This window comes from Spiroplasma floricola 23-6 (assembly GCF_002813555.1).
GTDB classification, from domain to species: domain Bacteria; phylum Bacillota_I; class Bacilli_A; order Mycoplasmatales; family Mycoplasmataceae; genus Spiroplasma_A; species Spiroplasma_A floricola.
Window position 1 is genome coordinate 271,865 of the sequence record NZ_CP025057.1, and the last position, 22,386, is coordinate 294,250.

20 protein-coding genes, 2 pseudogenes and 1 riboswitch are annotated in these 22,386 nt (G+C 25.8%); of the genes and pseudogenes, 18 read left to right on the forward strand and 4 right to left on the reverse strand.

Annotation, left to right across the window (positions count from 1 at the left end; all coding sequences use genetic code 4):
- Nucleotides 1–16: 16 nt before the first annotated feature.
- The 6 genes and pseudogenes from pyk (SFLOR_RS01265) to SFLOR_RS06115 all read left to right on the forward strand — a co-directional run.
- Nucleotides 17–1,471: a pyruvate kinase gene (pyk, locus tag SFLOR_RS01265; RefSeq protein WP_100916288.1), complete on the forward strand. Its 1,455-nt coding sequence runs from the start codon at nucleotides 17–19 to the stop codon at nucleotides 1,469–1,471.
- A 92-nt stretch (nucleotides 1,472–1,563) separates the two neighbouring features.
- Nucleotides 1,564–3,000 (forward strand): pyruvate kinase, encoded by a 1,437-nt coding sequence (pyk, locus tag SFLOR_RS01270; protein WP_100916289.1) that lies wholly within the window; start codon nucleotides 1,564–1,566, stop codon nucleotides 2,998–3,000.
- 117 nt (nucleotides 3,001–3,117) lie between these two features.
- On the forward strand, nucleotides 3,118–5,061 hold the full coding sequence (gene thrS, locus SFLOR_RS01275) for a threonine--tRNA ligase (RefSeq protein WP_100916290.1): 1,944 nt from the start codon (nucleotides 3,118–3,120) through the stop codon (nucleotides 5,059–5,061).
- Nucleotides 5,062–5,087: 26 nt separating this feature from the next.
- A complete protein-coding gene (locus SFLOR_RS01280; protein WP_100916291.1) occupies nucleotides 5,088–6,200 on the forward strand; it encodes a formate/nitrite transporter family protein in 1,113 nt (370 codons plus the stop codon).
- Nucleotides 6,201–6,332: 132 nt separating this feature from the next.
- Nucleotides 6,333–7,040: an adenosine deaminase family protein gene (locus SFLOR_RS01285; RefSeq protein ID WP_100916292.1), complete on the forward strand. Its 708-nt coding sequence runs from the start codon at nucleotides 6,333–6,335 to the stop codon at nucleotides 7,038–7,040.
- Between the two features lie 23 nt (nucleotides 7,041–7,063).
- Nucleotides 7,064–7,261 (forward strand): annotated as a pseudogene (locus SFLOR_RS06115) (adenosine deaminase); the annotation flags it as partial.
- A gap of 134 nt (nucleotides 7,262–7,395) precedes the next feature.
- Here the strand turns inward: SFLOR_RS06115 and dcuC are convergent.
- Nucleotides 7,396–8,784, reverse strand: a pseudogene (dcuC, locus tag SFLOR_RS06025) (C4-dicarboxylate transporter DcuC).
- Between the two features lie 126 nt (nucleotides 8,785–8,910).
- Nucleotides 8,911–8,974, reverse strand: a riboswitch (nucleoside riboswitch).
- A gap of 368 nt (nucleotides 8,975–9,342) precedes the next feature.
- Here dcuC and SFLOR_RS01300 point away from each other — a divergent pair.
- The 7 genes from SFLOR_RS01300 (at nucleotide 9,343) to SFLOR_RS01330 (ending at nucleotide 17,265) form a co-directional block, all read left to right on the forward strand.
- A complete protein-coding gene (locus SFLOR_RS01300; protein WP_100916293.1) occupies nucleotides 9,343–10,875 on the forward strand; it encodes a YfcC family protein in 1,533 nt (510 codons plus the stop codon).
- Nucleotides 10,876–10,928: 53 nt separating this feature from the next.
- Nucleotides 10,929–12,737, forward strand: coding sequence for an ABC transporter ATP-binding protein (locus SFLOR_RS01305; RefSeq protein WP_100916294.1), 1,809 nt, complete (start codon nucleotides 10,929–10,931; stop codon nucleotides 12,735–12,737).
- A 13-nt stretch (nucleotides 12,738–12,750) separates the two neighbouring features.
- Nucleotides 12,751–13,068: a PTS sugar transporter subunit IIA gene (locus tag SFLOR_RS01310; protein ID WP_100916295.1), complete on the forward strand. Its 318-nt coding sequence runs from the start codon at nucleotides 12,751–12,753 to the stop codon at nucleotides 13,066–13,068.
- Nucleotides 13,069–13,153: 85 nt separating this feature from the next.
- Nucleotides 13,154–14,143, forward strand: coding sequence for a hypothetical protein (locus SFLOR_RS01315; protein WP_100916296.1), 990 nt, complete (start codon nucleotides 13,154–13,156; stop codon nucleotides 14,141–14,143).
- 2 nt (nucleotides 14,144–14,145) lie between these two features.
- A complete protein-coding gene (locus SFLOR_RS01320) occupies nucleotides 14,146–16,344 on the forward strand; it encodes a PTS transporter subunit EIIC (protein ID WP_100916297.1) in 2,199 nt (732 codons plus the stop codon).
- 23 nt (nucleotides 16,345–16,367) lie between these two features.
- The gene (locus SFLOR_RS01325; RefSeq protein ID WP_100916298.1) at nucleotides 16,368–16,667 is read left to right on the forward strand and encodes a PTS sugar transporter subunit IIB; all 300 of its coding nucleotides are present in this window, start codon (nucleotides 16,368–16,370) and stop codon (nucleotides 16,665–16,667) included.
- A gap of 139 nt (nucleotides 16,668–16,806) precedes the next feature.
- On the forward strand, nucleotides 16,807–17,265 hold the full coding sequence (locus tag SFLOR_RS01330) for a MurR/RpiR family transcriptional regulator (RefSeq protein ID WP_100916299.1): 459 nt from the start codon (nucleotides 16,807–16,809) through the stop codon (nucleotides 17,263–17,265).
- Here SFLOR_RS01330 and SFLOR_RS06140 read toward each other — a convergent pair.
- Genes SFLOR_RS06140 through SFLOR_RS01345 form a run of 3 tightly spaced genes read right to left on the reverse strand, consistent with a single transcriptional unit; the run spans nucleotide 17,243 to nucleotide 18,393 of the window.
- Complete coding sequence (locus tag SFLOR_RS06140; RefSeq protein WP_100917128.1) at nucleotides 17,243–17,443, reverse strand: integrase core domain-containing protein; 201 nt, start codon at nucleotides 17,441–17,443, stop codon at nucleotides 17,243–17,245. The genes SFLOR_RS01330 and SFLOR_RS06140 overlap by 23 nt on opposite strands.
- Nucleotides 17,444–18,097 carry a DDE-type integrase/transposase/recombinase gene (locus tag SFLOR_RS01340; RefSeq protein WP_157806917.1) on the reverse strand — a complete coding sequence of 218 codons (654 nt, stop codon included), beginning with the start codon at nucleotides 18,095–18,097 and terminating at the stop codon, nucleotides 17,444–17,446. It abuts the gene before it with no gap.
- Nucleotides 18,064–18,393 (reverse strand): hypothetical protein, encoded by a 330-nt coding sequence (locus tag SFLOR_RS01345; RefSeq protein ID WP_100916301.1) that lies wholly within the window; start codon nucleotides 18,391–18,393, stop codon nucleotides 18,064–18,066. The genes SFLOR_RS01340 and SFLOR_RS01345 overlap by 34 nt, the downstream gene beginning before the upstream one ends.
- Nucleotides 18,394–18,528: 135 nt before the next feature.
- Between SFLOR_RS01345 and SFLOR_RS01350 the strand changes: the two genes are divergently transcribed.
- From SFLOR_RS01350 to SFLOR_RS01365, 5 genes are all read left to right on the forward strand, one after another.
- Nucleotides 18,529–18,801, forward strand: coding sequence for a hypothetical protein (locus tag SFLOR_RS01350; protein WP_100916302.1), 273 nt, complete (start codon nucleotides 18,529–18,531; stop codon nucleotides 18,799–18,801).
- A gap of 80 nt (nucleotides 18,802–18,881) precedes the next feature.
- Nucleotides 18,882–19,979 carry a PTS glucose transporter subunit IIABC gene (locus SFLOR_RS01355; RefSeq protein WP_100916303.1) on the forward strand — a complete coding sequence of 366 codons (1,098 nt, stop codon included), beginning with the start codon at nucleotides 18,882–18,884 and terminating at the stop codon, nucleotides 19,977–19,979.
- A gap of 6 nt (nucleotides 19,980–19,985) precedes the next feature.
- Nucleotides 19,986–21,353 (forward strand): PTS sugar transporter subunit IIC, encoded by a 1,368-nt coding sequence (locus SFLOR_RS01360; RefSeq protein WP_100916304.1) that lies wholly within the window; start codon nucleotides 19,986–19,988, stop codon nucleotides 21,351–21,353.
- Nucleotides 21,354–21,373: 20 nt separating this feature from the next.
- A complete protein-coding gene (locus SFLOR_RS05845; RefSeq protein ID WP_157806918.1) occupies nucleotides 21,374–21,526 on the forward strand; it encodes a hypothetical protein in 153 nt (50 codons plus the stop codon).
- The gene (locus SFLOR_RS01365; RefSeq protein WP_100916305.1) at nucleotides 21,519–22,334 is read left to right on the forward strand and encodes an ROK family protein; all 816 of its coding nucleotides are present in this window, start codon (nucleotides 21,519–21,521) and stop codon (nucleotides 22,332–22,334) included. The genes SFLOR_RS05845 and SFLOR_RS01365 overlap by 8 nt, the downstream gene beginning before the upstream one ends.
- Nucleotides 22,335–22,386: the final 52 nt, after the last annotated feature.

The following is a 22,386-nucleotide window of genomic DNA, read 5'->3' on the forward strand; positions in this document are numbered from 1 at the left end:
TAAGGAGGAAATAATTATGAACAAAGAAATAGAATTTTATGAACCAAGTAAAATTGCAAAAAAAATTAAAAGAACTAAAATAGTTACAACAATTGGGCCAAGTACTCATTCAAAAGATGATATTAGAAAATTATTTGAATCAGGTATGAATGTTGTGAGATTAAATTTTTCTCATGGAAAACAAGAAGAACAATCAGAAAAAATAAAATCAGTAATTGAGTTAAGAGAAGAATTAGATAAACCAATTTCAATAATGTTAGATACAAAAGGTCCAGAAATTAGAATTGGAAAAGTTCTTGATGGTGCACAAGAAATTAAAGCTGGATCAGATATTAGAGTTTATACAACTCAAGAAGAGTATTTAAAACGTGAATGTAAAGCAACTGAAATGACAGTTTCATATGATATGAGTATTGATTTAAAACCAGGAGATACTGTTTTAGTAGATGATGGTAAATTAACATTAAATGTTATTAATGTAGAATCAGGATTAGTTAATTGTAAAGCTTTTAATACACACACTATTAAAACAAATAAAAGAGTAAATTTACCAGGTGTTGATTTTTCACTACCATTTTTAGCTCAAAAAGATATTGATGATATTAAATATGGAGCAAAAATGAAAGTTGACTACATTGCAGCATCATTTGTTAATACAGCAGATAATGTAAAAGAAATTAGAAATATTTTAAAAGAATGTAAAGCTGAACATATCCAAATTATTTCAAAAATTGAATCAAAAATAGGTATTTTTAATATTGATTCAATTATTGAAGCATCAGATGGAATTATGGTTGCTCGTGGAGATTTAGGATTAGAAATTCCTTATTATGAAGTTCCTTATTGAGAAAAACAAATGATCAGAAAATGTAGAAAAGCTGGAAAAGTTGTTGTTGTTGCAACACAAATGTTAGAATCAATGACTGACAATCCTCAACCAACAAGAGCTGAAGTAACTGACGTTTATTATGCAACTGAACTAGGAGCTGATGCAACTATGTTAAGTGGTGAATCAGCTGCAGGTATTTATCCATTTATAACAACAGAAACTATGGCAACAATTAATAAACGTGCAGAATTAGGTTTCTATGGAAAAATTTACTATGACAGAGCATTAGAAATTGCAAGAAATAGTTCATCTGGTAAAAGAGCAGAAATTGCAGATGAATTGGCAAACATTACAAGAAATGGTAAATACGAATTTGCATTAGTACTTTCAAGAACTGGTGAATTATTAAGAACTATTTCAAAATTTAGACCAAATGTTACAATCTTAGGTGTTTGTGACAAAGAAGAATTATGAACTGGATTTGGAGCAATGCATTCAATCTTTATGAATAGAGTTAAAAGCATTGATAAAATTATTGACAATAATGATGAATTATCTGAAATTGCAAGATCATGAGGTGCAAAAAAAGGTGAACAAATTCTTATTGTTAGAAATGAAAATATTAAAGTTCATACTGTTTAAAAATACCACTATGTGGTTTTTTTAATCATTCTATTTAAATAAAACAAATATATAATGTTATAATTTTTTTGTTATAAATAAGGAGAAATAAAATGAATAAATTTAATTTAAATGAAAAAATGAAAAGAACCAAAGTTATTACAACTATTGGTCCAAGTGTTCACTCAAAAGAAGCTATCAAAGAATTATTTGATAAAGGAATGACAACAATACGTTTAAACTTTTCACACGCTGATTTTCAAGAACATGGAGAAAGATTTGAATGAGTTAAAACTTTAAGAAAAGAAATAAATAAACCAATTTCAATTTTATTAGATACAAAAGGTCCAGAAATTAGAATTGGAAAAATGAAAGATGGAAAACAAGAAGTTAAAGCAGGAACTGAAATAACTGTTTATACTGATCCAAAAGATTTTTCAACAAGAGAATGTTCAGCAACAGAAATGCAAATGTCATATGATATGTCTCAAGATGTAAAAGTTGGAGATGTAGTTTTAGTAGATGATGGAAAATTAACAATGCATGTAACAAGTGTTGATAAATATAAAGTTATATGTAAAGCATTTAATACTCATTTAGTAAAAACAAATAAAAGAGTAAATTTACCAGGTGTTGAATTTACATTGCCATTCTTAGCTGAAAAAGATTACAATGATATTCATTTTGGAATTGAAAATAATATTGACTATATTGCAGCATCATTTGTTAACTCAGCAGATAATGTAAACGAAATTAGAAATATTTTAAAAGAAAAAAAAGCAGAACATATCCAAATTATTTCAAAAATTGAATCACAAGTTGGATGTGATAATATTGATTCAATTATTGCAGCATCAGATGGAATTATGGTTGCTCGTGGAGATTTAGGATTAGAAATTCCTTATTATGATGTACCATATTGAGAAAAACAAATTATTAGAAAATGTAGAGAACAAGGAAAATTAGTTATTGTGGCAACACAAATGTTAGAATCAATGACTGATAATCCTCAACCAACAAGAGCTGAAGTAACTGACGTTTACTATGCAACTGAATTAGGTGCTGATGCAACTATGTTAAGTGGTGAATCAGCAAATGGAGATTTCCCATTTATTACTGTTGAAACTATGTCAACAATTAATAAACGTGCTGAAATTGAATTTTATGAAAAAAACTACTATACTAAACAATTAGAAAATGCTAGAAAATCAAGTTCAGGAAAAAGATCTGAAATTGCAAATCAATTAGCAAATACTACTTTAGGTGGAAACTATGAATATGCTGTTGTTGTTTCAAGAACAGGAGAATTGCTAAAAACTATTTCAAAATTTAGACCAAATGTTACCATCCTAGGTGTTTGTGATAATGAAAAATTATGAACTGGATTTGGAGCAATGCATTCAATCTTTATGAATCAAGTAGATAATTTAGATTCATTCATGGATGATCAAAAAGCAATCTCAGAAGTTGCAAAATCATGAGGTGCAAAATCAGGAGAAAGAATCTTGTTTGTTAGAAATGAAAATATTAAAGAAATTACAGTATTATAATTTTAAAAAAACTAAACATTTTTATGTTTAGTTTTTTTTATCTCTATTTAATAAAATTAGGTATAATATAAATTGGTGCATTAACTATAGGGAAATGAAAAAAAGGTGGAAGTATATATGAAAATAAAATTACTAGATGGAAAAATAATGAGTTTTGATATTCCAAAAACTGTTATAGAAATTGCTCAAGAAATATCTATTTCATTAGGTAAAAAATGCGTAGGAGCAATTATTAATGGCAAAGAAGTGGTTCCAAGCAAAGCAACTATAGATAAAGATTGCAAATTGGAATTAATTACAGAAAGACATGAATTATTTAATTCAGTTGTAAATTACACTGCAAAAATAATTACAGGCTTTGCTTTAAAAACTTTATTTCCACAAGGAAGTCTTTATCCTGAATCAGAAGGATATGATAAATCAGAGTTCTTTGTGTATTATGACTTACCAACCAAATTAACATTAGAAGACTTGAAAGAAGCAGAAAAATTAGCAAATGATCTTATTAGTAAAAAAATAGAACTTAAATTTGAAGATGTAACTTTTACAGATGAAAAATATAATGAATTAATGAGCTCAATTAATGTCAAAAAAGAATATATTGATATTATGTTGGAAATGAATAAGAACAGATATATTAAATTTCCAGTTGCATCATTAAATGGTGTTGTATATTACTCTAGATATGCTAATTTAAATAATACAAGCGATTTATTTAAGATTGAATTAAATGAAATAACTGCCTTTCAAATAGAAGATAATAAATATGTATATAAAATTCACGGTTTGACTGCAATTAGTGAAAAAGAATTAGAAGAAAAGAAAAGAAAAATTGAAGAATTAAAAGAAAATGATCATAAATACATTGCCAAAAATTTGGAAATATATCATTTAGATCCTTTAATTGGACAAGGTTTACCTATTTGATTGCCAAATGGTACTGTTTTAAAACAAGAAATCAAAAAATACTTAATGGAAAAAGAATTTGAATATGATTTTATTCAAATTGAAACTCCTGTAATTGGAACAAGTGAACTTTATAAAACTTCAGGGCATTGAGATCATTATAGAGATGATATGTTTGCTCCTATGATTCTTCCAAAAGAAGAAATGGTTTTAAAACCAATGAGTTGTCCTCATCATATTTCAGTTTATAGATATAAACAAAGAAGTTATAGAGATTTACCTTTAAGATTTGCAGAGCATGCATTACAACACAGATATGAATCATCTGGAAGTTTAACAGGGCTTGAAAGAGTTAGAGCAATGGAATTGACAGATTCACATATTTTTGTAAGAGCAGATCAAGTTAAAGATGAATTTATAAGATGTTTTAATTTAATAACAGAGGTTTTAAAAACTTTTGATATTAAAATTGATTACTTATCTTTATCATTAAGAGATCCAGAAGATAAAGAAAAATACTTTAATGATGACAAAATGTGAAATCAAGCTGAAGCAGAACTTGAAAAAGTTTTAAATGAATTAAAAATTGATTATAAAAAAATGATTGGTGAAGCTGCATTTTATGGACCTAAATTAGATATTCAAGCAAAAACTGCTTTAGGACATGAAATTACTGTTTCAACAATACAATTGGATTTTTTATTACCTCAGAAATTTGAGCTTAGTTATATAAATTTTGAAGGGGAATTAGAAAGACCTATTATGATTCACAGAGGTCTTGTAGGAACTTATGAGAGATTTATTTCAGTTCTTTTAGAACAAACAAAAGGTGTTTTACCATTATGATGTAGTCCTCAACAAGTTGAAATAATTCCTGTAAATATTGCTAAAAAAGACTATGCAGAAAAAGTAAGAGAGGAATTAAAATCAAAATTAATAAGATCAAAAATAGATCTTAGAGATGAAAGATTGAGTTACAAAATTCGTGATGCACAAATTAGAAAAATTCCTTATCAATTAGTATTAGGAGATAAGGAATCTGAAAATGATATGGTAACATATAGAAAATATGGTAGTGAAGAACAAATTACTGTAACTCTTAAAGAATTTATTAAAATGATTGAGAAAAAAGTGAAAGAAAAAATATATAATTAAATTTAATTAGGAGATTAATAAAAATTATGAATAAAAACAACAATATAGAAGAAGAAATTAGGTCACTTAAAGAATTAGATTATGGAGTTTTAGATGCACAGCATTCATTTATGGTGGATGGTGTATTGGGTGGATTTAAAGCTGCAATTCATAAGTTGCACTATACTTTTATAAAGCAAATATTGCTTGGAATTATGAGTGGTGTAATTATAGGTTTTGGATATGTTGCATGTATTATTGCAATGGTATCACTTAAAGGTACTGGTTTTGAAGCATTTGGAACAATTTTATTAGGTTTTATTTTTCCAGGGTGTATTATTATGATTACATTTCTTGGTGGGGGATTGTTTACAAGTCATGTTTTTAGTACAATTCCAGTTTTTAAAGGTTGTGGAAGTAAAAGATTATATTTAAAAGGAATTTTTGGAGTTCTTTTAGGAAATTTTATTGGAACATTTATTTTTGTAGCAATCTTTTCAGGAGCAGGAGGACTTTGAGATAATGTTCCTTTTCTAAATAAAGTTTTTGATATAGCAATGCATAAATTATATTTAGTAAATCATGATTTACAAAGTAATGGATCAATTAAAGCAGTAAGTATTCTTGCAACAATTGGAATAGGTATATGTTCAGGGATTTTGTGTAATATAATGGTTTGTTCAACATTGCCATTAGCAAGTACAACAAAAAATGCAGCAGCAGTTATTTTATTAATGGTTTTCCCAATTGCTTATTTTGCAATTGGAGGTTTTCAACATGGACCTGCAAACTCTTTCTTTATGTGAATGTTATTATTTGAGGCAATTTTTAATCATAGTCAAGTAGCAATAACAAATGGTAGTGGAGAAGTTCTATTACGTCCAGAATTTTATCATTTTGCTTTATTTATTGCTTTAAGTACAATACCAACTTTAATTGGTAATTGAATTGGGGGAGCATTATTGCTACCAGGAGTTTTATATTTTATTAATAAAGAATATGCATCAATTTTATTCAAAAAAATTAAATTGGAATATTTAGAAGAAAAAATGGGTAGTTTCAAAGAAATTGCTGATAAACAAATTAAAAAAATTGATAAAAAGTTGAAACAGAAAAAAGCTAATATTGAAGCTAGAGAAAGTGAAAACAAATCAGAATAAAAATAAAACTAACTTTTTAAAAAGTTAGTTTTATTTTTATAAACTAATAAGAGTCAAAATTTAACTAAAATTATATATTCATTTTCACCTATGTTAATATTAATTTGAAAGAGATAAAAGTAGGGTAAAAGAATGAATAAACAAAATTTTATAACTATGCCTAAATTTGAGATGCATTTACATATTGAAGGAACAATGTATCCTGAATTTTTTGTTAAAAAAGCAAAAGAAAAAAATATCAAACTTGCTTTTGATACTCCAGAAGAATATTATGTTGATTATAGAACCAGAAATACATTACAAAAATTCCTAATGACTTATTATGGAAATATGCGTGTATTGGAAAATAAATGAGATTTTTATGATTTAGCTTGAGAACATGCCAAAAGAGCTTCTGAGCAAAATATTAGATATGCTGAAATATTTTTTGATCCTCAACCACATCTTTATAGAGGTGTTAAATTTGATGAAATTGTAAATGGATTATATGAAGCTTTTCAAGATGCTAAAAAAAAATTAAATTTTAGAGCACAATTGATTATGTGTTTTTTAAAAGATTTACCAGAGTATGAAGCTGAAGAAGTTTTAGAATTGGCAAAATCTGCAATTAAGCAAAATAAAATTATAGCTATTGGTTTTGATTCAAGTGAATCACCAAATTGAGTACAAAGGTTTCAAAAAGTTGTTTTAAAAGCAAGATTCTTAGGATTAAAAGTTGTAAGTCATTGTCAAGAAAATGTTACAGATCAATCAGCATGAGATGTATTGCATTATTTTCAACCTAATAGAATTGATCATGGTTTTTTATACACGAGGATAAAGAAATTTTGACAAGAATAAAAAATGATAATATTCACATAACAATGTGTCCATTTTCAAGTACAAGAGGAAATAAATTCGAAAATAAAAAAGATTATCCAATTAAAAAATATTTGAATTTTGGAATTCAATTAAATATTAACTCTGATGATCCTGCATATCATGGAGCTACTTTAACTCAAAGTTTTAATTATGTAGATGATATGTGAAATCTTTCAAAAGAAGAGTGAAAAACAATAAGTCTAAATTCTGTTAATGGTACATTTCTAAATGACAAAGAAAAAGAAGAATATAGAAAAGAAGTAATAACTTTCTTTGAAGAAAAGTGACAGATTAAGAGTTTAAAAAAGCACTTCTTTAAGTGCTTTTTTAAACTCTATATAAAGATAATAAGTGATAAAATAAGCATTAATATTACCCCAGATAGTAAAGGAATGCATGTTCTTTTTATTAATTCGGTAGTTGTTACATTAGTTTTTTGTGAAACAATAATAACTACTGAAGAAACTGGGGACATAGCTCTAAAAAGATTTCCTGCCATTTGGAATGGTACTATTGCAGCAGCTGAACTTATTCCTGATGCTTGTGCCATTGATGGAAGAATTGGAGCAAGTGCAAATAATAATGCTGTTCCTGATCCACTTAATAAAACAATAAATGCTGTAAATATAACTAAGATAATAGGTAGCAATATGGAACTGCCCCCTGTTAATTTCATAGCAGATTCTAATTTAGCAATTAAACCAATATTTGTTAAACCTTTTATAAAAACATCTGCTGCTACTCTCAAAGCAACAATAACCATATTGGCACCCATACCTTTTCAAAAGGCAGCTGTTTCAGTTGATACAACTTTGAAAGATTTCTTATTAATTCACTCACAAAATATGGCAATAATAAAACTTAAAAAAGTTACTAACTCAACTGATATTTCTAAACCACCATTAAATGCAAAAGTGCTTAGAATAAAACTTATAATAACAAGTATAATTGGTAACATTGGTAAAATAGTATAAACAATTTTGTAAGTTTTACCTGACTCAATAGTTACTATTTTATGAATTTCTTCATTAAAGTTATATTGTATACCTTTTTTTAAATCTCTTTTATCACAATACAATTGTCAAAATAAATGTACTAAAGACATAAAAACAATTGTTGGAAGTGAAATCATTGCGTGATATTTTATTACATATTCAGTAGCAGATATTCCTAGCTATTCTGCAATAAATACATTATCACTTCCTAAAGGAGTAGGCATAATTGTTGCTGTTGTTGCTATTACACCACCAGCAGATAATGGAGATATACCTGATTTAATTAAAACTGGAAATAAAGTAGTCATTAAAATTAAAGCCAATGTTGCAGCTGAAGGAATAGTTAAAGATAAAATATGACCAAAAATAAAAACTATTGGAATTAATAAATATTTTTTCTTAATCTTTACTAAAGGTTTTGTTAAAGTTGCAACAATAACATCATTTGCTCCTATTTGTCCCATAAAAGCACTATAACCTCCAAGTAAAAGTATAATAAATCCTGCACCAGAAACACCTTTAGTAAAACTTTTTGTTAATTCTTCTAGTGGATAAAAAACATCAATTGGCTTATTTATTTGAACTTTGCCTAAACACATAGATATTATTAACAAGAATAAGCCTAAAACAAAAAGGGAAATAATTATATTAACCTTTTTTATTAAAAAAAAGATAAGTAAGCCAATAGCCAATGCTCCAAATATATACATAAAAATATCGTTTATCATTTGTTTAATATGGTCAAAATATTTTTTCAAATGTTAAAAACTTTCATTAAATAACCCTCTCTCAATCTATCTTAAAAAAGATGCTTGAAAAAAGTAAAAATTACAGAAACAAAAAGTTTCTGTCAGACTCATAGTATTTTGATAGGTCAAAATGTAGAAACACCAACCCATTATGTTGGTTTATACAAGCATTTTATTAAGTTAAAATTATTTTAACATTTTTTTAACAATGATTATTAATCAAAAAACTTATAAGTCTTTATATTTTATTTATTAAAAAGCTAAAATATTTGTATAATATGAAATTTTAATTATAGTTTTCCTTTTTTTTATATATAATAAAAAAAGATAAATGCATAGGAGTATTTTATGAGATTAACAATCAAGCAAATCAGTAGGGGCAAACGCAAGTAGTTTTATTAACTATTGATTTTTTGATTACAATTACAATAATACTTATTTTTAAAAATTTAAATAATAAATACAAATAATAAATAATATAGGAAAACTTAAACTTAATATAAAAAAAATTAACAATTAGAATGAGAGACTAAAAAAATGAATAATAAAGAACCTAAATTTAAAAAGAAATTTAAATTTAAAATACCCACCTCATTTACGATACTTTTTGCAGTATTGATAATGATAATGATAACATCTTGAATATTGTATTATTCAGGAGTAACTTATAATAAACCGGGAAAAAACGAAACAGACCCATCAGTTCCAACTGTAATTACAGGTATTGGAATTGTAGATTTATTTGTATCTATATTTAAAGGATTTGAAGATAAAGTAGAAATTATTGTATTTGTTTTATCAATTGGAGCATTTATTTATATAGTAATGAAGTCAAAATCACTAGATGCGTTGACTCAAAAAATAGCGTGAAAATTTAAAGATAAGACAATCTGAGCAATTCCAATTATTGTTATATTTTTAAGTTTTTGTGGTTCTGCATATGGAATGGCAGAAGAAGCTTTGGGATTTCATATGATAGTTATTCCATTAATGTTAGTAGCAGGTTTTGATGTTTTCACAGCATTAATAACAGTATTACTTGGTGGGGGAATTGGTCCCATGTTGGCAACATTTGATCCTTTCTTAATTTTTACAGCAGCAGATGCTGCAAATTCTCAAGCAATGGATGGTTTAATTTTTAGATTAATAGCTTGAGTTCTTGTAACAGGATTTACTTCAGGGTGAATAATGTTTTATGCAAGAAATGTTAAAAAAAATCCTCAGCTTTCATATACATTTTCAACATTAGAAGAGGATAAAAAATTCTTTTTAAAAGAACAAATTAACGAAGTTGCTTTAACTAAAAAAAGAATAACAATCAGTGTAATTTTTTTAGTAATGTTTTTAATAATGATTGCATATCTATTTCCTTGAGATGAATTGTTTAAAACAACTGCCATGAAGGATTTTGGAAATTGAGTTAACAAATATATTCCTTTTTTAACAGGTTTAGTTCCTGGTATGGGATATGGCGATATGTTCATAGTTGCTGGTTTCTTTTTAATAGGTTCATTAATAGTAGCTATTTTAAATTGAGAAGGAGAAGAAACTTTCATTGAAGATCTTCTTGCTGGTGCAAAAGATATGATAGGAGTTGCATTTATTATTTCAATTGCAGGAGCTATTACTTATCTTTTAAAAGAAACAGGTATTCAAGCACTTATGTTAGCAGGAATCAAAAATTCAAATATAGGTAATATGAATCCATTTTTATTTATTATTATAACTTTCTTATTGTTTATACCTATGTCGTTTGCTTTACCTTCAACTTCAGGTTTTTCAAGTGCAGTATTTCCTGTTTGAGGACCATTAGCAGGTTCAATAAGTATAGGTTCAACTGGAACAAATATGATTTCTGGAAGTATAACAGCATTTGCATATGCTAATGGAATGGCAAATATGGTTTCTCCAGCTTCTGGAATTGTTGTTGGAGCAGCACAAATTGGTAGAACAAGTTATGGTACAATTATAAAAGGAACTTGAAAATTTCATTTAAGTTTATTTATAATAAATATAGCACTACTTTTAATTGGAACAGGTCTTAATTATACAGGATCTCATATTTTTTAAAAGATATTAACATTCAAAAACCTAACGGTTTTTTATTTTTTTGGGGGTAATTTATGAAGGAGAAAAAATTTAAAAGTGAAAAAGCTTTTTCAGCAAAGAAATTTTTCGACTCATTTAAAATGATTGGAGAGGCAATTAAAAAAAATCCTAAAACATTTACAGGTTATTTAATTTTTACAATAATTGATGCAATTTTATATTCTTCAATGACTATTGTTGTAAGTCAAATGACAAAAAATGTTACAAGCCAAGGTTTACAAGCAAATCATTTTTTATGATTTACAATGAGCTGAATTAGTTGAATTTATGTAGGCATAGTTCTGCTTCTTGCAATTATATTATTTGATTACTTAACAAATATCTATGCAGCTATGTTTGCAAAAAGAGTAGAAATTTATTTAAGAATAAAAGCACTTAAAAAATTAGTTGATATTGATATTAGTTATTATTCAAAAAATCAAATAGGATTAATAATGACTAGAGTAATAAACGACAGTCAAGGATCAGGTGATGCATTTAATGATTTTTTATTAAACTTACTTTTTAGTAGCATCAGTTTTATAACAATGATATTTTTTATGATTTCAATTGATGTTACTCTTACTCTAATTGTTATAGGTATTTTTGTTCTTTTAGTAATAATAATTTGAACTATTTTTATATATTATAGAAGAGCAATAATTATTGCTTTTGATGTTAAACAAGCAATTGATGCAGATATTACAGATAGATTAATAAATATTAGAGCAATTAAAGCTAATGCTTCTGAAAGTAGAGAAACTGTTAGAAATAAAAAGTTGCATGAAAAGTATGATCAAAAACTAAGTAAAGCTATTTGATTACAATCACTTTTATCATTTTTTTCTTATACTTTTGCTTGAGCTTTACCAATTGTCACAATTATTTCAGCTATTGGCTTATATAGTAATTCATTGAAACCTGAAGAACTTTCAAATTTACTTGTAGCATTTACATCAGCTACAAACAATGTCTTATATGCATTATTGACATTGCCAATATGAATGAGAGGTTTAACTAGATTATCAAATTGTGTTATGAGACTTAACTATATTTATAACTCAAATTCATTGTTGAAATTTATTGATAATCCAGAAAAAATTGGAGATATTAAAAATATTACTTTTAATAAAGTAACTTTTAATTATCCTGAATCACCAAAAAAACAAATATTGGCAGAAATTAGCTTAAATTTTGAGAAAAATAAAAGCTATGCTTTTGTTGGAGAAACTGGTGTTGGAAAGTCAACAATAGCAAAATTATTATTAAGATTTTATGATGTTACAACAGGTGAACTTTTAATAAATGGTAAAAATATACAAAAAATAGATCATAATGACTATTTAGATAAAGTTGGATATGTCGAACAAGAACCACAAATACTTTATGGAACAGTTATGGACAATTTAAAATATCCATTTTTTGACAAAACAGATGAACAAGCAATTGAAGCAGCTAAGAAAGCCAAGATCCACAATTACATAAAAAAACTACCAATGGGCTATGATACAATTTTAGGAGAACGAGGATTCATGCTAAGTGGGGGACAAAAACAACGTTTAGTAATTGCACGGATTTTCTTAAAAGATCCACAATTATTAATTCTTGATGAAGCTACAAGTGCTTTAGATAATGTAGTTGAAAAAGAAATTCAATTAGAGCTGAATAAATTAATGTTGGGAAGAACCACTGTTGTAATAGCACATAAATTAAGCACAATTATAAATGTAGATGAAATCATTGTTCTAGACAAAAATGGGATTGCTCAAAAAGGTAACTTTAATGAATTAAAAGAAAAAGAGGGTCATTTTAAAAAACTATATACACTAGGTTTAATGAAATAGAGGTTAAAAAAGTATGAGTGAAATTAATTGAAATCAAATATCAATGGAAATGATTTCTTGCATAGGAAGTTCAAAATCAAATGCAATACTCGCTATTAGAGCAGCAAAAGAAAAAGATTTTGATAAATCAAAAGAATTAATTAAATTAGCTGAATTGGAAATGAATAAAGCACATAATTTACATTTTGACATAGTTGCAAGAGAAGCAAATGGAGAAAATCTTGATCTGAAACTAATTTTTTTACACGCAGAAGATCAAATGCTTACAACTCAAGCTATAATTGATTTAGGTAAAGAAATGATTGAAATGTATAAAATAATATATAAATAAGAAATAAAAGAAATAAATGATGTATATTTATTTCTTTTATTTTTTTTAAGGAATTATTATAAAATAAATGTAAAGGAGTTTTTACATGAAAAAAATATTATCTTTATTTAGCATAATGTCTTTGACAGCTTCTCCAATCTTTTTATCTAGTCAAGTAATTTCGTGTAATGGAACTTGGTCTTTAGCTTTTAAAGATATTTTGAGAAAAGATATAGAGTCTTTAACTGATCTTAGTTATTATAATATTGCAAGAGAATGTGTTGAAGTTAAAGATAGCGAATGTAGTACAACTGAAAATGGACAAATAATGTCAACATTATCTTTATCGATTAATGAAGCTATTGTTACTAATAATGAAGGTATGTTAAAAAAAATTACAGATGCATCATTGGAACTATTTAAAGAAGCCAGTGCTTATTTTGATAAATTAGTTCCAAAATTTGATAAAAACAATGAAGATGGAAATGCCTACTATTATTATGTAATTGATGATAAAGGAGAATATGGTAGTGCATCCACTGAAATTAGTTATGATTCAGAAAAAAATTTACTAGAATATTTTGGTGATGAAATTATAAAACCTGAATTTCAAGTAAATACTGCTAGATTTGCTGTTTTAAAAAATAATTTAGAATATACTAAGGCATTTTATAAAAATAATTTAAGTATTTTGAATGAAACTGACGAATACATGAAAAATGTTGACTATATGAATAAATATATTGAAAATGGATGATTTGTTCCTATGTTTAAAATAGTAAATAAAGGTAAAGCAAAAAGTCATGGTCCTACTTTGACAAAAATTAAATTTGATCAAAGATTAGTTGATTATATTAGTGTTGGTCAACTTGGACAAGAAGATATTAGACAATATGAAGGGTACTGATTTAAAGAAAATAACTTAATTAATGATCCTAATAGCGGAATAATTACTTTTGAAGATACTGATAAAATAAGTTCAACAAAAAAACTAAGAACCATTTCTGCAATAGAAGTATCTGCTAAAATGAACAACGAGCAAGTAACAAGAATTTATAATTATGGATTTAAAGATATCTCGGGAGGTAATGTATAAGTATGCTTAAATATGAAAAATACCCCGATATATTTGATGCTTCAAATTCAATTAAATCAAGTAAACAAAGAATTAAAAAAGTAAAAAAAGAAATTTTTGAATTAAAAAATGAACTTCATCTTAAAAAAATTAAGCATAAAGAAATCTCATCAACTTTCAATAAAATTAGAAAAGAAAAAGAAAAAGAGCTATCAGCAAATTTTAATATTGATTTATTAAACGCTAAATATAAGAAAGCAGACATTAATAAAATATATGATGACTACAATTCTAACATTGCAAATTTAAAAGAAGAATATGCACAAAAAAAAGAGTTAAGACTTCAAAAAAGTGAAAATAGTATTCAAGAAGTTAAAGGAAAAATTAAATCTTTAAAAATTGAATTAGATGAAATAGTTAAACAAAATAAAGAATCTAAAATTCAAATTAAAATAAATTGAAATAATAAAAGAGAGCAAATTAAAGAAGAAGATTTAAAATTAAGATTAGAACTTCAAGAAATTAAAAAACAATTTAAAATTGAAAAACAGCAATTAAAAGCTGAATATTTTAAACAATATAACATTTTAATAGAGCAATGAAAAAATGAAAATAAAACTACAGAGAACGTTCATTATCTTCTTTCAAAATTAGGTCATAAAAAAAAGCTTAAGCCTTTAAAAACAGAAATCGATCAAACAGTTTATGAATTATCTTTAAAAATTAATGATTTAAAAGTAAATTATGAAAATAAAGTTTCTCAAGAAAAAAGTAAAATAAATAATCAAAAACTATTAATTAGATATAATGCAGGTAAAGCAGATTTAATAACTATTAAAACATCAATTGATAAAATTACTTGAGCATCAGGTAAATTATCAAATTGAAAATTTATGGTAGCTATAAAAAATGGTTTTTTCTCATTAATGCCTCTAGTGATTGTTGGAGCTGTATTTATTTTAATAAACAATATTATTTTAGGAGCAGGAAATGGGGGATTATTTAACCTATTTTATCTAACAGCAGATCAACTTGCAATTTTAGAAAAATTTAAAACAATTGGTTCTTATATATGAAATGGAACTTATGCTTTTTTCGGATTTTTATTAGCTGGAGCAATTGCATATCATTTAGCTCCATATTATAAAGTTAATCAATGAGCAGCTGCAATTATGGCATTTGTATCATTTTTAATTATGAATCCATCATTTTGAACAAATCTAGCAGTTTTTGGAAATACAGGAATGTTTACAGCAATGCTTATTGGTATTTTTTCAACTATTTTATTTGGTCAACTTTCAAAAAATCAAAAGCTAAAAATAAAAATGCCAGATTCAGTTCCAGATGGAGTTGCAAAATCATTTAATATTTTAATTCCTTATGCAATTACAGCTATAGTTTTTGGAATCACTGCTTTTTCAATTACTTGAATAGGACAAAGCGTTGGAGAAATAAATATTGGAAAAAATAAAGTAACATTTATAGACATTAATGGTTTAATCACTGTTGCAATACAAAAACCTCTTGTAAATGCAGTATCAGGATTTGGAGGAATGATCTCTATTGTCTTTTTATGACAAGTCTTGTGATTCATGGGAATTCATGCAAGTGGAATCTTGTCACCAATTGTGGAACCAATACAATTAGATGGTTTAATTCAAAATCAACAAGCACTTGCTGATGGAACCAATCCTCAATATGTATTTACAAACCCTTTTATGAATAACTTCTTATTTATGGGAGGAACTGGAGGAACGATTGGTTTAATTATAGCTATTTTCATTTTTTCTAAACGTGGCGATTATAGAACAATGGCTAAAGTTACATTAATACCAGCAATATTTTGTATTAATGAACCATTATTATTTGGATTACCAATTGTTCTTAATCCAATCTTTGCTGTACCATTTATATTTGGACCACTATTAGCAGGTATTTTTGCTTATTTAGCAACTACTCTAGGAATGATGCCTCACTCTAGTGTTATTGTTCCTTGAACAACACCTCCAGTAATTGGGGGAATATTGACGACAAAAAGCTTAATGGGTGGTCTTGTAGCATTAATTAATTTAGGAATTTTAATTACTATGTATTCACCATTTGTTATGCTTGCAAATAAAATAGAACAACGTGAACTTTTAAATAAGTTTGCTCAAAACAAAAATATATCAGATGAAAATATAGTAAAATTAAATAGTAATTTAAAAACTTCACCAATTTAGTTTATTTGAGAGGAATTAAAAGAATGAATAAAAAAGTACTTTTAGCATGTAATGCAGGAATGAGCACATCTATTTTAGTGAAAAATATGCAAAATTATGCTTTTGAAGAAGATATTAATGTAGAAATTAAAGCAGTATCAACAAACGAAGCTAAACTTAATGGAAATGATTGAGATATAGTCTTATTAGGTCCACAAGTTGCATATGAACTTGATGAAGTAAAAACATATTTTGAAACACCAGTTTTTGTAATTGATAAAGAAGATTATGGAAAAGCAAATGGTGAGAAAGTTTTAAAATTTGCATTAGAAAATTGTAAATAAAACTAATAGAAATATTTTATTAAATATAAAATTAAATAATTAAAAAAAATTATCATAAAAGCATTTTTTTTTTTTTTTTTAATTAATATTTTAATAATAAAAACTATAATTTAAGTGAATAAGAAAAGGGTAAAGAATAATGGAATCAGTGTTAGAAAAATTAGAGAGAATGACTAAAAATATTGAAAATACAAGTTATAAAATAATTTCAAAAGAAATAGTATCTAAATTTTTTAAAGGTATATTTTATAATCAAGAAGATCTTGCAAATTCTTGTTATGTTTCAGTTTCACAAATAACTAAATTTGCCAAAAAAATTGGATATTCAGGATATAGAGAGTTATTATTTAATTTAAAAAATGAATATAGTCATTATGGATGAGATAAAAAAAATTTAGAAATATCAACAATTGAAAAATTTGATCAGCTTTCTAAATGAATAATGAAAAATGAAAAATTTGTAAAAACTATAGCAAAGGAAATTAAAAATAAAGAAATAATAAATGTTTATGTTTCTTATCAAGTTAGACATGCAGCAACGTTCCCCCCAAATTGGGAAAGTTTTTTTTTTTTTTTTATCATTTTTTATTCATTCTAATTCTATCATTATTATAAAAGTCCAATCATGCTCATGCTATTTCCATACATTGATTAATGTTTTCAATATGACATGTTCTTATAGTTTCATCTTTTAAACGACCATGAAAACTTTCATGTTTACCATTATGATGAGGTGTTCCTGGTTTTGAATAGCTTCTAATAATTTGAAAATCAATTTATAAACTTATGTAATCCAGAGAGGTATATTGATTTCCATTATCTGAATGTAATAATATTGAACCTAAATATTTTTTATTTTTATATGCCATTTCTACAGCTTCAAGAACAAAATCTGTTTTTTGATTATCAATTCTTTTAGATTTTCCTATTATTTCTCCAGTTAAATTATCTTGAACTGTGCAAATATAACCTTTTTTTGTTTTAACTGAAAATTCAGTTATATCACTAGTTCAAATATTTTCAAAACCAATTTCTTTTGCTTCTTTTAAATAATTCTTTCTAATAGTTTCGTTATATCTTTTAATCTCATGTTTAGATTGTTTCTTAATGTAATATGCAATATGATTAAATTTTTTAAATATACGTTCTAATTTTTTATGATTAATTCTGAAAGGGTCAATATAATTTAATTTAAAATATAGGGCTCATCTTTTAGCACTATAAGCACTAAGGAAATTATTCCTTTCAATTTCTGAAATAACTAAATTCATAATTCTTGTATCATCCAGGAAATTCATTAAAGTTTTATTTTTTTTATATGTTGATGTTCTATTAATATTTAAAATTTTACAAATCATTGTTCTATTGCTCTTGGTATTTATCAATAATTGTTGAACTATTTCTTTTTGGTTTTGGCCTTGGAGGCTCATTGCTTTTTTAAAATATCATTCTCCTTAATTAATTCCTTATTGTAATCAAATAGAATTCCTACAAACAGATCATTTGCCTTTTGAGATATACTGTAATCTATTTTATAAGGTAAACGAGTTTTTGAATCACCAATATCTGTATTTTTGTATTTGTTTATTATTGTTCCAATTGATCCTGTAGTTGAGTTAAATTTTAATGCTATTTCCTTTAGAGAATAACCATTCAAACTTAATTCAATAATTTTTTCTTTTTCTTCTTGAGTTCACTTTCTAAACTTTTGTCCTTTTTTTGCCATATACTTTATCCTTTTCTATTATTGTATAAAAATTGTTGCCTAAATGGGGGGAACATTCCAGCAAAATATATAGTTGAATTATTTTCATCTTTAGATAAAGTAGTTAAAATAATCTCTCATGAGTTGAGAAAAGATATGAAGCTAAATAAAGAAGAAGAAATAAATTTGGTCATTCTTTGTTCAAGAGATAATGATTCATTGTTAGCAGTTTATGAAATTCAAAATAATCCTAAACAAAAAAGTTTTTTAATAACAACTGAAAGACAAAGAGAAAAAATTAAAACTTTTTTTACAGATCAAATAATAATTAATTATGAATTTGACAATTCAAAAAAAATATATAGAAATATAGGTTTAGAAATGTTATTCTTGCATATCTTTGAAGTTGTTCAAGAACTTTCCATATAGTAAAATACTTTCTTAATATGGAAAATTTGTTACTTTTCTATTTATAAAGTGGAAAATATCACTGTAAGGAGGATAGAAAAGTGGAAATAAATTTATACGCGCCAGTTGAAGGTGAAATAAAAAATATTGAACAATGTAAAGATTCAATGTTTGCAGATCGTATGCTTGGTGACGGATTAGTTATAATACCTTCAGAAAATAATTTTAAAGGCTTTTTTGATATAGCAACAGTTACCATGATTTTTGATACAAAACATGCTTATGGATTTGAAGTTGAAGGATTGCAGTTTTTAATTCATTGTGGAATGGATACTGTTTCACTTAATGGAGAAGGTTTTGAAACAAATCTTAAAATTGGAAGTAAAGTTACAAAAGATGATATTTTGTTTAGTGTTGATATTGAAAAAATAAAAAACAAAAAACTTTCAATTGAAACTCCAATAGTTTTTGAGTTTAATGAATTAAATGAGTATAAAATTAAAAACCTAAAAGTTGGAAAAGTTAAACAGGGAGATTTAATATGTACAATTGAATATTCATTTGAAGAAAAAGAAAACAATGATTTAAGAACAATTATTGATCCTGTTGATTTTTTTAATACTTCGAATAAATATGAAAAAGGAGCAATACAAATTAATAAAAGCGTAGGAAGTCAATCTAATTATGGAGAAGTTTATAATTGTATGACTAGATTGCGTTTTACTATTAAAAATAGAGATTTAGTAAATGTAGAGGAGCTTAAAAAAATAAATCTTGTAAAAGGTGTAGTTTGAAATGGAAATGAACTACAAGTTGTTATAGGACAAGATGTATATAAAGTTAAAGATGAAGTTATTAAAAATAATAATGAAATAAGTGCTATAAGAACATCTTTGGGAATTACAAATAAGAAAACTCCTTTAGGAAGAAGAATGTTAGCAATGTTTTCTGGTATTATGGTAAAACTTATTCCAATTATGGTAGGGGCGGGATTAATACAAGCAATAATAGCTATTTTAATTCAAGTAGGAGTTATGCCAAATATTGTATTTAAAATTACTGAAAGTTCAGGACCTAACGATGTTCTTTTAACTCAAGCACCTGTTGGATGAGCAGTATTATATGCAATGGGAAGATCAACAACTTTCTTTATGGGTATATTATTGGCAGTTTCAGCAGCAAATTATTTTAAATTATAAGGATTAATGGGAGTTGCTTTAGGAGTTATTTTATGTTGCCCAATGTTTTTTTATGATGGAGGAGCAATGGGTTTAGGAAGTGATTTTGTTTTATTTGATTTAGGAACAATTGATACAGGAAATCCTATGTTAGATGGAATAACTAAGATAAAAGTAAATGCAATGAACACGAAAATATTTGTTATTATTGCAGCTATTTATACTGCAAAATTACTAGATACTTGATTAAAAAGTGTAATACCTGTAGCTTTAGAATTAATGTTTAGACCTTTTATTGTAATATTGGTTGTTGCACCACTAGCTTTTTTTGGTTATGGAATACTTTGAAACTTTGTAGAAACTTTATTTGGTGCTTCAATGTTTTATGTTGGTAAAATTCCATTTGGAATTGGAGTTGGTATATTTGTAGCCTTATGACAAGCTGCTGTAATATTTGGTTTACATATGATGCTTGGAATAATCAGTATGTTAGATCTTATTGCAAATGGTGGTCAAACAGCTTATGGTATTGCAGGATCAATTTCTGTTTGAGCACAAGTTGGAGCATTAATTGGTGTTATCATAGTTACACAAAACGCAAAATTAAGAAAACAAGGTATAGGAATGTTACCTGCTGGATTTCTAGGAATTACAGAACCAATATTATATGGAATTAACTTACCTAAAAAAAGACCATTATTTTCAGGTATTGCAGCTGCATTTATAGCTGGGGCTTTTGCAAATATTTTGAGTGTAACACAAAGAGCTTCATCAGGAATTGGAGTTTTTGAAGCAATTGGATTCTTTTCAGAACCTACTTTAAATGGAGTTGGAAAAATATCACCTGTTTTAAATGGATCATTCTATTTATTAGCATGTGCTGTTTCAATAGGTACAGCAATTTTATTTAGTATGTTAACTTATAAAGAAAGAATTACTGAAAAAACTCTATTAACAAAAACAATTGAAAAAACAATTTTACTAACAAAATTACAATTAAATTTAAATACAGAAGAAATGAAAACTCTTAAAGAAGTAGAAAAAGAAGTCTTAAATATTTTTACAAAAGACTTTAGCAAAAATATAACTAAAAATGAAAAAAATATCCAAAAATATTTAGCTACATCTGAAAAAATAAATACTATTCTCCAAAAAGAAGAAAATATGAAAGAGAGAATGATTGCAAAAGGTAAAAAATATATTCAAAGAAAACAATTTGAAAAATCTTCTTTATTAATGAATGAATATAATGCATTAGATTTTAGTGTAAAAATCAAAGAACTTGAAATTATAAAAGAAAAAGAGTTTAGATCTATTGATTTTAATCTTTTAAATAAAAATGCTTTACAGATTCAAAAGGATGTTGAAAAAATATTAGAAAAAGCAAAGTATTAGATCAAAAAATTATAAGAGAATTGCAACCTATTATTTTCAATAATTTAAATAGTGTTCAAATTCATTATGGACTGTTAGAATCAAAAAATCCAAATATTAATTTAATAGATTTAATTAATGAAAGAAAAAATGAATTAAAAATAGAGCAAAGGAAAAATAAAGTAAATGCTTAATATAACTTTTGATGTTGGTGGAACAGGAACAAAATGTGTAATTTTTGAGAATAACAAAGAATTTGAAAGGCGATATTTAAATTACATTAAAGAAGAAACAGAAGAGCAGAAATTAATGATTCAAACTCCTTTAGTAGTTGTTTTAGAAGAAATATCAAAAGTATTAGATAGTTTTGATAAAGAATTTAATTTAGCTATATCTTTTCCAGGCATTATAGATGCCAAAAATAAAAAGATATTGTCAGAATCAGCTATATCAAATATTGATCTAGATTTAAATAAATACTTCAAAAAGTATAAAAAATTAAATAAATTTATTATAACAAATGATGCAAAAGCTGCTGTACTTGGTGAATACCAAGAAAGAATTAAAAAAAATAAAAGTATTTTTAATATGGTTCATCTTACAATTGGTACAGCTCTTGGAGCAGGAATTATAATAAATAAAAAAGTCATTGATGGTAAGAATTTTCAAGCTGGAGAATTAGGAAAAATGTATTCTAGTTTAGAAAAAAATAATCCTTCAACAGTTGCTATAGACACTGGTTTAGGGTCATTATTATTAAAGTATTTTATGAAAACTGGAAAATCAATCTCAGGAGAGATGCTTTTTAAATTATTTAACAGTAATGATGAACTTGTTGTGCAAATGATGGATGAATTTACATCTCATATTGCTAAATTAATTATAAATATTGATTTTATGCTAGATTTTGATTTAGTAACAATTGGTGGGGGAATAAGTGTAAATGAACAATTTATAAATATGATAAAAAATAAAATCTCAATACATAAAGATTTTTATTAAGGGGAAAAATTGATTTATTCAAATGAAAAAATTGAATCAAAATTTGATGTGT